The 12,039-nt window shown below is 73.1% G+C and carries 10 protein-coding genes; 2 read left to right on the forward strand and 8 right to left on the reverse strand.

Annotation, left to right across the window (positions count from 1 at the left end):
• Positions 1–27 precede the first annotated feature (27 nt).
• From AC6JBM_RS37610 to AC6JBM_RS37630, 5 genes are read right to left on the reverse strand one after another with little or no spacing between them, the layout of a single operon-like run.
• Positions 28–915, reverse strand: coding sequence for a carbohydrate ABC transporter permease (locus AC6JBM_RS37610; RefSeq protein ID WP_497978652.1), 888 nt, complete (start codon positions 913–915; stop codon positions 28–30).
• Complete coding sequence (locus AC6JBM_RS37615) at positions 912–1,820, reverse strand: carbohydrate ABC transporter permease (protein WP_350616291.1); 909 nt, start codon at positions 1,818–1,820, stop codon at positions 912–914. Before AC6JBM_RS37615 ends, AC6JBM_RS37610 begins: the two co-directional genes overlap by 4 nt.
• Positions 1,820–3,241: an N-acetylglucosamine/diacetylchitobiose ABC transporter substrate-binding protein gene (ngcE, locus tag AC6JBM_RS37620; RefSeq protein ID WP_497978653.1), complete on the reverse strand. Its 1,422-nt coding sequence runs from the start codon at positions 3,239–3,241 to the stop codon at positions 1,820–1,822. The genes AC6JBM_RS37615 and ngcE overlap by 1 nt, the downstream gene beginning before the upstream one ends.
• Positions 3,242–3,261: 20 nt before the next feature.
• Positions 3,262–4,008 carry a sugar isomerase domain-containing protein gene (locus AC6JBM_RS37625; protein ID WP_497986609.1) on the reverse strand — a complete coding sequence of 249 codons (747 nt, stop codon included), beginning with the start codon at positions 4,006–4,008 and terminating at the stop codon, positions 3,262–3,264.
• A 2-nt stretch (positions 4,009–4,010) separates the two neighbouring features.
• Complete coding sequence (locus AC6JBM_RS37630) at positions 4,011–4,928, reverse strand: MurR/RpiR family transcriptional regulator (protein ID WP_497978654.1); 918 nt, start codon at positions 4,926–4,928, stop codon at positions 4,011–4,013.
• Between the two features lie 93 nt (positions 4,929–5,021).
• Between AC6JBM_RS37630 and AC6JBM_RS37635 the strand changes: the two genes are divergently transcribed.
• Positions 5,022–5,942, forward strand: coding sequence for an N-acetylglucosamine kinase (locus AC6JBM_RS37635; RefSeq protein WP_350616295.1), 921 nt, complete (start codon positions 5,022–5,024; stop codon positions 5,940–5,942).
• Here the strand turns inward: AC6JBM_RS37635 and AC6JBM_RS37640 are convergent.
• The gene (locus tag AC6JBM_RS37640; protein ID WP_497978655.1) at positions 5,896–7,752 is read right to left on the reverse strand and encodes a LamG-like jellyroll fold domain-containing protein; all 1,857 of its coding nucleotides are present in this window, start codon (positions 7,750–7,752) and stop codon (positions 5,896–5,898) included. The two genes, AC6JBM_RS37635 and AC6JBM_RS37640, sit on opposite strands and share 47 nt — an antisense overlap.
• A gap of 11 nt (positions 7,753–7,763) precedes the next feature.
• On the reverse strand, positions 7,764–8,390 hold the full coding sequence (locus AC6JBM_RS37645; RefSeq protein WP_497978656.1) for a hypothetical protein: 627 nt from the start codon (positions 8,388–8,390) through the stop codon (positions 7,764–7,766).
• Positions 8,391–8,446: 56 nt separating this feature from the next.
• On the opposite strand from AC6JBM_RS37645, the gene pepN reads away from it, so the two are divergent.
• Complete coding sequence (pepN, locus tag AC6JBM_RS37650; protein WP_497978657.1) at positions 8,447–10,870, forward strand: aminopeptidase N; 2,424 nt, start codon at positions 8,447–8,449, stop codon at positions 10,868–10,870.
• Here pepN and AC6JBM_RS37655 read toward each other — a convergent pair.
• Complete coding sequence (locus AC6JBM_RS37655) at positions 10,860–11,954, reverse strand: glycosyltransferase (protein WP_497978658.1); 1,095 nt, start codon at positions 11,952–11,954, stop codon at positions 10,860–10,862. The two genes, pepN and AC6JBM_RS37655, sit on opposite strands and share 11 nt — an antisense overlap.
• Positions 11,955–12,039: the final 85 nt, after the last annotated feature.

Consider the following 12,039-nt stretch of genomic DNA (forward strand, 5'->3'; position numbering starts at 1 on the left):
CCCTCCCCACACACAATCACGGGTTTGTTACTTGACCGCGCCGGCGGTCATTCCGGCGCGGATGTGCCGTTGGAACGCGACATAGGCGATGAGCACCGGCAGCATGGCGATCGTCAGGCCGGCGAACAGTCCGCTCCAGTCGCTGCGGTAGCCCTGGCTGACCGACAGGGAGGCCAATCCCTGCGCCAGGACGTACCGGTCCGGGTCGGGGTTGAGAACCAGCGGCAGCAGGTACTGGTTCCAGAGCCCGAGGAAATTGAAGATGCCGACGGCGACCAGGCCCGGCCGGGCCATCGGCAGCATCACGCGGAAGAACACCCCCGCGTGCGAGCAGCCGTCCATGAACGCGGCCTCGGCGACCTCGCCCGGCAGCGTGCGGAAGAACGCGTGCAGGAAGAAGACGGTGAACGGCACCGCGTAGGCCGCGTAGACCAGGATCAGCCCCTGGTAGGTGCCGAGCAGGTGCAGCTGCTGCACGACGAAGAACAGCGGCACCAGCGCGAGGAACACGGGGAAGAACATGGCCGCGACGAACGTGTAGTAGATGAGGCGGTTGCCCCGGAACTCGTACCGCGCCAGGGCAAAGGCCACCAGCGCGCCCAGCAGCATCGTCAGCAGCAGCGCGCCGCCCACGACGATGACGCTGTTGAGGAAGTACCGCCCGATGTCGGCCTGGTTCCAGGCGCGCGACCAGTTCTCGAAGTGCGGGCGCGACGGCACCGACCACGGGTCGTTCAGGATGTCGTTGTCCGTCTTGAAGGAGCTCATCACCGCCCACAGCAGCGGCAGCGCGGTCACCACGCTCCAGCACAGCATCGCGATGTGCGGCAGCACCTCCCCGGCCCGGGCGCGGGGACGAGCGGGACGCGGCGGCGCGGAGGCCGGCGCGGTACGCTCCAACGAAGCCAGAGTCATGCCAGCTCGACCCTTTCCTTGCGGCCCGCGCGCAGGGCGAGCACCGCCAGCGTCAGCGTCGCGAAGAACAGCGCGACCCCCATCGCCGAGGCGTAGCCGAACTTGCCGTAGGTGAAGGCGTTGCGGTACAGCGACAGCCCGATCACCTCCGTGGCCCCGTCCGGCCCGCCCGGCCCCACCGTCATGACCTGCACGACGGCGAACCCGTCGAGGGCCGCGATGCCGAGGTAGACGAACGCGACCTGCACGGTGTCGCGCACGAGGGGCAGCGTCACCTTGCGGAACGTCGCCCAGCCGCTCGCGCCGTCGAGCAGCGCGGCCTCGAAGAGCTCCTTCGGGATCGAGTCGATCGCCGCGCTGAACAGCACCATGTAGAACCCGGCCGACGACCAGACCAGCACGGCCATCACGGCCGGCAGCGCCAGGTTCGGCTCGGCCAGCCAGCTGCGCGCCGCCGAGCCGAGTCCGGCCGCCCGCAGCGCCCCGTTGAGCAGGCCGTTGTTCGGGTTGTAGATGAACTGCCACAGCACGGCGACGATGACCAGCGACAGCAGCTGCGGGAAGAAGTACACGATCTGGTAGACGCGGGTGCCCGCGATCCCCCGGCGCCCGTCGCGCCCGCCGAGGTGGAGCATGCTCGCCAGGAACAGCCCGAGCCCGATGGTCACGACGGGCACCACGACGAGCATGATCGCGTTGTTGCGCACCGCGTCGAGGAACAGGGAGTCGCCGCCGAGGCGGGCGTAGTTGCCCGCCCCGACGAAGTGCGCCTCGCCGGCCACGCCGGTCCAGTCGGTGAGCGACAGGTAGAACGCCTGCGCGTACGGGGACAGCACGAACAGCACGTGCAGCACCAGCGCGGGCACGAGCGCACCGACGAGGAACCGGAGCCGACCGTGCTTCATCAGCGGGTGTACTTCTTGACGCCGGAGTCCTTCGCGAGCGCGTCGGCGGCCTTCTGGACCCGGTCCGCCCACTCGGCGGCGGTGGCGCGCTTGTTGACCAGCTCGCCGGTCGCGTCGTCGACGGCCTTGGCCAGCGGGGCGTACCAGGTGCGGAACTTGAAGCTGAACGCCTCCTTGCCCGCCGCCGTGATCGCGTCCCGCGTCGAGCCGAGCCCGCTGCTCAGGGTCAGCCCGTCGGTCGCCCCGGCCACGGCCGGCAGCGTGCCCGCCGACTGCGCGAAGCTCTTCGCCGACTGCTTGGAGAACAGGATCCGCAGGTACTCCATCCCGCCGGCGACGTTCTTCGCCTTCGACGGCACGATGTAGGACTCGGAGCTCGCCGCCTGCACCGCGGCCCCGCCCATCTTGTCGCTGCCCGTGCGGGACGGCACCGGGCCCATCACCATGTCGAAGCCGTTGGGGGCGACGCCCTTCTGCTCGCTCTCCAGCCAGGAGCCGCAGGGGATGAACGCGGCCTTGCCCTGGCACCAGGCGGCCTGCGACTCGGTGTGGGACAGGGCCTCGGAGCCGCTCATGATGTACCCCTTGGCGGCCAGCTCCGCGAACGCCTCCGCGGCGGCCTTGAGCCCGTCGGCCTTCCACGCGTTCGGCTCGAGGTTGTCGACGCTCTTGAGCAGCGCCTCCCCGCCGATCTTGGCCGCCATGGTGAGCAGCGGGTCGTTCATGTACTCCGGGTACTTGCCCTGGTAGGTCCAGGGCGCGATGCCGGCCGCCTTGATCGTGGCGCACAGGGCGAGCATCTCGTCCCACGTCTTCGGGTACGCCCAGCCCTTGCTCGCGAACAGCGGCTTGGAGTACCACAGGCCCCACACGGTGTAGGTGAAGTTCAGCGTGAGGACCTGCTTGTCGAAGGTGCCGTCGTCGACGACGCCGGGCAGCAGCGTGTCGCGCACCTTTGTGCCCGGGTCGTCGAACGACGGGGCGTCGAGCAGCTCGGTGAGGTCCGACAGCTGCTTGGCCGAGACGAGCGTGGCCAGGTCGAGCCGGCCGGCGCCGGTGTTGTCGACGACGTCCGGCGGGGTGTTGGCGACGAACCGGGGCTGCAGCGCCTCGCCGACCTTCTGGATGCCCTTGTGGTCGATCGTCGCCTTGGGGTGCTTGCCCTTGTAGAGGTCCTCGGCGTGCTTGGCGTAGTCGTCGCCGTAGCCGCCCTTGAAGATGACGACCTCGAGCGGGGCGTCGTCCTTGACCCCGAGCGGGTTGTCGGCGCTCTTGTCGCCCGTGCTGGCCGCGGGCTTGTCGTCGTTGCTCCCGCTGGTGACACAGGCGCTGAGCAGGGGCGCGGCGATGGCGACGCCGGCGGCACCTTTCAGCAGGGATCTGCGGCTGGGGTAGTTTGGGGATGAAGGTGAGGGGTTCATGGCAAGGCTCGCTCTCCTTTTTATGCGGTACGCCGGATGCGCCCGGCGTACCGCGCCTCAAGTGCTGCGTTGTGCTCCCGCCCGCCCGGCACGTTGTCGGACAGGTAGACCGGCGGCGTGACGCCGGCGGCCAGCAGGCGCGCCACCACTTCGATGACGATCTGCTGGGCCAGCAGGGCCGCCGTGATCGAGGAGACCGCGCCGACGGCACCGCCGCCGGGCAGCGGCAGCGACGCGTCGCCGTAGGGGGCCCCGTTGTCGAGGACCACGTCGGCGAGGTCGCCGAGCTTCAGGCCGCTCTCGTGCCGCGAGTCCACCCGGGCGGAGTGTTCGAGCGACGTGATCGCGATGAGGGCGTGCCCCCGCTGCTTGACCAGTTGCGCCATCTCCACCACGGCGCCGTTGACGCCGGAGTTGGAGGCGATGACGAACGTGTCGTCGGGCTTGACGGGGGCGAGGTCGTAGAGGCGGTGGGCGACGGCGGGGGTGCGCTCGAGCTGGGGGTCGGCCAGCGCGCTGAGCGGGTCGCCGCCGTAGAGCACGATGTCGCGCAGGGCGATGCGGCTGGTGGGCACGAGTCCGCCGGCCCGGCCCGCGATCTCCATGGCGAGCGCCTCGGAGTGCCCGCAGCCGAACGCCTGGATCACCCCGCCCGCCTGGACCGTCGCGGTCATCAGGTCGGCGGCGTGCGCCACCTTGTCGCCCTGGGTGGTCCCGACGCGGTCGATCGCGGCGCGGATCACCTCGACGTAGTCGGCACTTCTGATGGTCACAGCGGCTTGTCCCTCCGTGGTCGCTTGCGGGTGGTGGTCGTGTCGGGCAACCGGTGCGCGTCGACGGCGCGCACGGTGAGCTCGAGGGCCTCGGCGGTGCGCTCGTAGGTGCGCTGCGCCACCGCGACGTAGATGAGGTCCAGGACCAGCAGCTGCGAGTGCAGCGCGGAGAGGGCCGCGACCCGGAAGGTGGTCTCGTGGACCGAGGTGGTGAACACGACGTCGGCCACCTCGGCCAGCGGGGAGCGCCCGAAGGACGTCACCGCGATCGTCGTCGCCCCGTGGTCGGCGGCCTCGGCGAGGGTCTCGATCACCTCGCGGGTGCGGCCGGAGTGCGACAGCCCGATCGCGACGTCGCCCGGCCCGAGCAGCGCCGCGTTCGTGAGCGCGGTGTGGCTGTCGGAGCGGTACCAGACCGGGACCCGGATGCGTTCGAGCCGGAAGGCCATCTCCCGGCCGGCGGTACCGCTGGAGCCGAACCCGAAGATCTCGACGCGCCCGGCGCCGGCGATCGCCTCCGCGACCCGCTCGACCGCGGCGACGTCCAGCCCCGCCGCCGTCGCCTGGATCGCCCGGGTGTCCGCGGCGGTGATCACCCCGAGGACGTCGCCGAGCGGGTCGCCCGGCGCGATGTCCCCGCTGATGTCGGTCTCCCAGCGCGCCTGTTCGGCCCGCCCCGTCTCGGTCGCGATCGCCACCCGCAGGTTCGCGTAGCCCTTGAAGCCGAGCGTCCGGCTGAACCGCGTGACGGTGGCCGTCGAGGTGCCCGAGCGCTCGGCGAGGTCGACGATGCTCGCGTGCGCCGCCGTCTCGGGATCGCCGAGGATCGTCTCGGCGATCTTCGCCAGGGCGTCCGGCATCGTCGGCCCCTCGATACGGAGCCGCCCGAGCAGCCCGCCACTCTCACCCGTCACCGGTCATCCTTTTCATCGTTCCGCCTTGGCGATGAAAATTACGACCACTTCAACTTCTAGTCAATAAGCATTTTCTATGTTTCCATCGATGCCATGGCAGTCGTGGTCCGGTCCGTGGTGGTCGGCGTAGACGCGGGCGGGACGGCGTCGAAGGCGGTGGTCGTCGACGAGACGGGCGCCGTGCTCGGGCGCGGGTCCGCCGGTCCCGGCAACCCGGCCGCCGGCGGCCCGGCGGCCGCGCGCGCCATCGGGTCGGCGCTGCGGGCCGCGCTCGGGCCGGCCCCGGCGACGGTGACCTCTGGGGTGGTCGGCGTCGCCGGGGCCAGCGCCCTGGCCGATCCCGCGATCGCGGCCGCCTTCGCGGCGGAGTGGGACGCGCTGGGCCTGCGCTGCCCGATGACGATCGCGGGCGACGCGGTCACGGCCTTCGCCGCGGGGGGCGACTGGGCGTCGGGCGCGGTGCTCATCGCCGGGACGGGCGCCGTCGCCGCGCTGGTCGAGGGGCTCGAGATCACGCGGGTCGCCGACGGGCTGGGCTGGCTGCTCGGCGACGAGGGCTCGGGGATGTGGCTGGGGCTGCAGGCCGTACGGCTGGCGGCGCGTCAATGGCAGGCGCCGCTCGCGCGCCGGGTGGCCGCGCACGCCGGGGCCGCGACCGCGGACGACCTCGTGCACTGGGCCCAGGCGCTGCCCCCGTTCGGCGCCCTCGCGCCGGTGGTGTGCGAGCTCGCCGACGCCGGCGACCCGGACGCGTCCGCGATCACCACCGAGGCCGCGCGGCGGCTGGTCGCCACCCTCGACGAGCTGGAGGCGCCGGACGCCCCGGTGGTGCTGGCCGGCGGCCTGCTCGTCGCCGACACCCCGGTGCGCCGCGGCGTGCTGGCGCGGCTGGCTGAGCGCGGAGTCGTGCACGGCACCACCGTGGGCACCGCGCACGACCCCGCGCTCGGCGCGGCCCGGCTGGCGCTCAGAACCGGGTCAGGAAGTCCCGCACCGGCAGCGCCGCCGCGGTGATCCGCACGTCGCCGATCCAGCCGTAGAAGCCCTGCGAGAACTGCTCGGCGAACTGGGTCGCCCCGATCACGAACGGCTTGCCGAACGTCGTGATGCCCTTCGAGGGCTGGGTGGGGTTGCGCGCGATCGGCGAGCCGTCGACGTACACCACCGTCTTGCGCGAGTCGTTGACCACCGCGAGATGCATCCAGCGGCCGACCGGCAGCGCATGGCTCCACGACGTCGGGTCGGCGTCGCGGTCGGTGGGGTAGACGACGAACTGCAGGAACCGCTCCGGCGACAGGTTCAGGCTGCACGTCGGCTCCTCGGGCGACCAGCCGCTGGTCTTGCCCGCGTCGCCGTTGCGCCCCTCCCAGGAGAGGATCCCCATCCAGGCGTGGTCGCCCTCGAACGGGTCCGGGAACTTCACGAACGCCTCGATGGTGTAGCCGCGCTCGAACCGCTGCGCGTTGATCGGCGCGGACCCGACCGCCTCGAGGATCGCGCCGCGGTCCGGGGACTTGCCGCCGTCGAAGCGCAGGCTCGCGTGGGCCGGCGCGCCCAGGTGATGCTCCGGCGACCACGTCAGGGCGCCCGGGCCGCTGGCGTGCAGCCGGTGCACGACGAGGTCGTTGCCCTTGCCGGTGAGGTCCTTGACGACGGTACCGTCGGCGACCGCCGCGCCCGCCGGACCGCCGGACGGCAGCCCGGCGGGGTCGAAGCGCCAGTACGCCGCCGTGTCCCGCCCGATGACGGCCGCGGCGGGCCGGGGCGCGGGCGGCGTGACGGGCGCGAAGCCGGCGAACCGGGCCGCGAAGTCGATCTCCAGGCTGAAGCGGTCGGCCGGCCCGGTCAGCTCGATCGTCTCCGCCTCCAGCGGGTTGCGCTGGTGCGGGTCCCGCCGCAGGAACCACGGCGAGAACGTCTCCACGTCGATGACGCCGCGGGCCAGGTCGAAACGGTAGAGGCGGATCATGCCGGCGCCGCCGTAGTACCGGTCCTGGTAGTTCGTGATGTGCACGTGCACGTCGTGGCCCGCGTCGTTGCGCAGCACGGTGCGCCCCGGCGGCCAGAAGTGCCCGTTGAGGGTGAGGAAGATCTGGTCGTTGCGCTTGATGAACCGGTCCCACAGCCGCTGGCCGTAGTCGGACAGGTGCGCCTGCCCGTTCTCCTCGGACCAGGCCAGCTCGTGCGTGGTGAGCACGACCGGCAGCGTCGGGTGCGCGTCGAGCACGCCCTGCGCCCACGCCAGGCCCTTGTCCGACACCCGCCAGTCCAGCGCGAGGACGAGCCACTGGCGCCCGGCCGCGCGGAGGATGTGGAAGCTGTTGTACCCGTCCGGCGACGCCCCGCCGAAGGTCGGCATCTTCGTGAAGCGCTTGGCCGCGGCCCCGAACGCCCGCAGGTAGGCGGAGTCGCCGCGCTGGTCGTCGGTGGAGCCGTTGATGTCGTGGTTGCCGGCCAGGACGCTGTAGGGCATCCGGCCGTCCAGCGCCTTGAACGTGTCCGAGGCCAGCCCGATCTCGTGCTCGCTGCCGTGCTCGGTGACGTCGCCGAGGTGGGCCATGAACACGATGTTCGAGCCGGCGCGCTCGCGCAGCAGGTACTCGAAGGTCTCCCGCAGCGGCTCGGGGCGGGAGCTGTCCTCGTCGAAGAGGTACTGGGTGTCCGGCAGCACGGCGAGCGCGAACCTCGGCACGCCCGGGTCGGACGTCTGCGGGGCCGCCTCGGCGCTGGTCGCGGTGGTGGTGGTGGTGACGACGGCTCCCACGGCGGGGACGGCGACGGCGGCCTGGAGCAGTGCCCGCCGTCCGAATTGCCCTTCAGTCATGAGGTGGACCCTTATGTCCGCGTCTGACCGCCCAATGCCAACGAGCCGAACTCCGATCGAAGTTTGTTCACAGCTCGGGCTACGAGGGAGAGGACCACGGCGTTGAGGCAGTGCCAGGCCCAGTGCAGGCCGATCGGGACCGTGCCGCACAGGGGCTCGTCCAGGGTGCGCAGGGTGAGCGAGACGGCGAAGACGCCCGCCGCGACGGCCAGCGGCCGCGAGCGCAGGGCGACGGCGAACCCGGCGAGCCCGAGCAGGGCGGGCAGATAGCCGCCGAGGGTGTACTGCCGGCCCGCCCGCGCCAACAGGACGTCGACGAGCGCGGCGAACGCCACGAACGCCGGCGCGGCCAGCCACGCGCGCCCGGGTCGCACGCCGAGGCCGTACGTCGCGAGGAGCACGACGGCGACGAGGACGAACACCAGGATCGACAGCGAGTCCAGCGCCGCGGTGAAGCCGTCGGCGAAGGTGTGGAACGAGAGGCTGCACAGCCCGACGACGCCGAGCAGGATCGGCAGGGTCCGGTGCCGGGTCCGCACGAGCAGCACCGCGCACGCGACGAGGAACGCCGCGTTCGACACCGCGTTCAGGGGCTCGGCCCACAGGCCCGGGCCGAGGCGCTCGCAGTAGCCGTCCACGCGGCCGAAGCTAACCGCCGGAGTTGACGGGCGGGCGAGCGGGTAGCGTCGGGATCATGACGAGCCTGACCCGCGACGAGGCGACCGAGCGAGCCCGGCTCGTCGCCGTGCGCTCCTACGCGATCGAGCTGGACCTCACCGAGCCGGACACGTTCACCTCGCGCACGGTCGTCGACTTCGCCTGCTCCTCGCCCGGGGCCGCGAGCTTCGCGGAGGTCAAGGGGGCCCAGGACGTACGCGTGACGCTGAACGGCCGCGAGGCGCCGGTCGCGGACGGGCGCGTGGCGCTGGCCGGGCTGGCCGCCGAGAACCGGCTCGAGGCCGAGTTCACCGCGCGGTACTCCCCCAGCGGCGAGGGCATCCTGCGCTTCGCCGACCCCGAGGACGGCGAGACGTACCTCTACGGCCAGGCCCCGCTCGACGACGCCCCGCGCATGTTCGTCTGCTTCGACCAGCCCGACCTCAAGGCGCCGATGACCCTGACGGTGCTCGCTCCTGCACAGTGGACGGTCCGGGCCAACGCGCCGGTGGCGACGCGCACCGGCGGCCGCTGGGCGTTCGAGCCGACGCCGCCCCTGTCCACCTACCTGTTCAGCTTCGTCGCCGGCCCCTGGCACGTGCTGGAGCGCGAGCACGACGGCATCCCCCTGGCCCTGCTGTGCCGCCGCAGCCTCGCCGCCGGCCTCGACGCCGACGCCGACGAGCTGTTCGCCGCGACGGCCGCGGCCTTCGACCGCTACCACGAGCTGTTCGGGGTGCGGTATCCGTTCGGCAAGTACGACCAGGCCTTCGTGCCCGGGTTCAGCGGCGGCGCGGTCGAGAACCCGGCCCTGGTCAACTACCGCGAGGAGTTCCTGTTCCGGGCGGGCGCGACCGACAGCGACCGGCACCGGCGCTTCGTGGTGATGGCGCACGAGATGGCCCACATGTGGTTCGGCAACCTGGTGACGCTGCGCTGGTGGGACGACGTGTGGCTGAACGAGGCGTTCGCGGAGATCATGGGCTGGCGGGTCGCGGCCGAGACCGGGCGGCACCCGTCCGCGCCCGCGGACTTCGCGATCTGGCGCGAGCGGTGGGGCCTGCTGGCCGACGAGCGCCCGTCGACGCACCCGGTCGCCCCGGAGGGGGTCACGGACACGGCGGTGGCCTTCCAGAACTTCGACGGCATCTCGTACGCCAAGGGTGCCGCGGCCCTGCGCCAGCTCGCGATCTCGCTGGGCGACGAGGTCTTCCTGGAGGGCCTGCGCAAGTACTTCTCGGCATACCGGTTCGCCAACGCCGACCTGACGGACTTCCTGGCCGTGATCGGCTCGGCGGCCGGCCGCGACCTCACCGGCTGGGCCGAGCTGTGGCTGCGCAGCACCGGCGCGAACACCCTCCGCCCGGTGCCGTCCCGCGGCGAGCCCGGCCTGCGGATCGAACAGTCGGGCCGCCCGCTGCGCCCGCACCGCCTGACGGTGGCGACGTTCGCCTCGGACGGCTCGGTGACCCGCGAGCCCTGCACGATCGACGGCCCCGGCGCGCTCCTGCCGGGCGTCGCCGCGGCCGCCGGCACGGTCGTGCTGCTCAACGCCGGCGACGAGACCTACGCGAAGGTCCGCTTCGACCCCCTCAGCCGCGCGGCTCTGCCCGCGGTCCTGCCCGACCTCGACGACTCCCTGGCCCGCGCGGTGATCTGGTCCGCGGTGACCGACGCCGTGCGCGACGGCGAGATCCCGCCGTCGGAGCTGCTGAACCTGCTCGTGGCGGCCCTGCCCGCGGAGCGCCAGGAAGGCGTCTTCGACGAGGTCCTGGCCTTCGCCCGCGACGCCCTGGGCCGCCGCGGCCTGGTCCCGTTCGCGCCGCTGGCCGAGGTGTGCACGGCGGCCCTGTCGGCGGCGGCTCCGGGCTCGGGCCGCCAGCTGGCCGCCGCGCGGGCGCTGGCCACCGTGGCCGGCGCGCCGGTGCTGCGCGCGTGGCTCGCGGGCGGCCCGGGCACCCCGGACGGCCTGGCGATCGACGCCGACCTGCGCTGGTCGCTGCTGCTGCGCCTGGCCGCCCTGGGTGACGCCACGCCCGACGAGATCGCCGCCGAGGAGCGCCGCGACCCCAGCGCCATGGGCGCCGAGCGCGCGGCCGCCTGCCGGGCCGCCCGCCCCACGCCGGAGGCCAAGGCCGCGGCCTGGGACGTGCTCGTCCACGACCCGAACCCCCGCCTCGCCATGGTCAACGCCGAGGCGTTCTGGCAGCCGGGCCAGGAGGCGCTCACCGACCCGTACGCCGAGCGGTACTTCGCCGACGTGCCCGCCATGCTCGAGGGCCGCTACCTGCTCGGGGCGCTCAAGGTGGTCCGGTTCGCGTTCCCCCTGTTCTCCCCGCGCGCCCTGGCGCCGGCCGAGGCGATGCTGCGCCGCACCGACCTCGACCCGCTGCTGCGCCGCGAGATCGCCGACGGCGCCGACGAACTGCGCCGCTGGGCCCGCGACCCAGTTACGCGATGAGCGCCTCCAGGCGGGCGACCGCGGCGGCCGGGTCCGGCATCGCGGCCACCTCGGCGCGCAGGGCCTGAGCCGCGGCCGCGTACGACGGGTCGGTGAGCACGGTCCGCAGGGCCGCGGCCGCGTCGGCCCCGGTCGCGGACACGGCGTCGAGGACCACGCCCACGCCCAGCTCCGCGCACCGGTCGGCGTTCGCGGGCTGGTCGGCGCCCATCGGCACCAGCACCATCGGCAGGCCGTGGGCCAGGGCGCCGACGACGGTGCCGGAGCCGGCGTGGGTCACCACCGCCGAGCAGCGCGGCAGCAGCGACGCCTGCGGGACGTACCGCTCCACCCGCACGTGCGCGGGCTGCGGGCCGAGCTCCGCGGGGTCGATGCCCGCGCCCACCGTGACGACGAGCCGGATCGGCAGCGAGCGGAAGCCGGACAGGAAGCGCGTGAAGAGGTCGCCCGACTCGGTGTTGAAGATCGTGCCGAGCGTGAAGTACACGGTCGGCGGGTCGGTCGGGGCCGGGGCCACGACCTCGAACGGGCGCATCTCGAACGGGCGCACGAGCGTGGCGGCCGGGCGGAACGTCGGCGGTACCGGCGAGATCACCAGGTGCCGGTCCAGCATCGCCAGCGACGGGTCGGCGGGCAGGCCGTGCGCGGCGCGCGTCTCGTCGAGCAGGGCGGCCAGGCCCGCGGGGCGGCCGAAGCCGCCGGCCGCCAGGACCACCACCGACGCGTGCGGGAGGCCGAGCGACTCCGCCGCGATCATGCTGCCGAAGTCGCCCTCGTCGCACACGATCAGGTCCGCGCGCCACTGCCGGGCCACCGCGCCGGTCGTCGCCGCGCGCTCCCGGGCGATCCAGCCGCCGAAGCCCCCGAGGAAGTCACGCTCCTCGCGGTCGCGGTCGACGGGCCGCAGGGGGCGGCGATCGTCCGGCTCGTCCGCGCCGGCGGGGTAGCCCTCGAACTCCTTGGGCAGGACGCCGGGTCTTCCGGTGAAGGCGACGGCGTGGCCGCGGGCGGCGGCGGCCCGGGCGAGCGGGAGCAGCGGCTGGACGTGGCCGTTGCCGCCGGCGAAGCCGAAGAGGATGCGCATGGAAATCTCCCGGGAAAACTCGTGGGGGCGTTGTCGAAATCCGCGGACCGAACTCGACGCGGTGGTGAAGGCTACAGAAACCACG

This window comes from Dactylosporangium thailandense (assembly GCF_059739745.1).

Coding starts and splice junctions, on each gene's coding strand:
- AC6JBM_RS37615 (WP_350616291.1), bottom strand. CDS start 1,820: ATGAAGCACGGTCGGCTCCGGTTCCTCGTCGGTGCGCTCGTGCCCGCG.
- pepN (WP_497978657.1), top strand. CDS start 8,447: ATGACGAGCCTGACCCGCGACGAGGCGACCGAGCGAGCCCGGCTCGTC.
- AC6JBM_RS37610 (WP_497978652.1), bottom strand. CDS start 915: ATGACTCTGGCTTCGTTGGAGCGTACCGCGCCGGCCTCCGCGCCGCCG.
- AC6JBM_RS37635 (WP_350616295.1), top strand. CDS start 5,022: ATGGCAGTCGTGGTCCGGTCCGTGGTGGTCGGCGTAGACGCGGGCGGG.
- AC6JBM_RS37655 (WP_497978658.1), bottom strand. CDS start 11,954: ATGCGCATCCTCTTCGGCTTCGCCGGCGGCAACGGCCACGTCCAGCCG.
- AC6JBM_RS37640 (WP_497978655.1), bottom strand. CDS start 7,752: ATGACTGAAGGGCAATTCGGACGGCGGGCACTGCTCCAGGCCGCCGTC.
- ngcE (WP_497978653.1), bottom strand. CDS start 3,241: ATGAACCCCTCACCTTCATCCCCAAACTACCCCAGCCGCAGATCCCTG.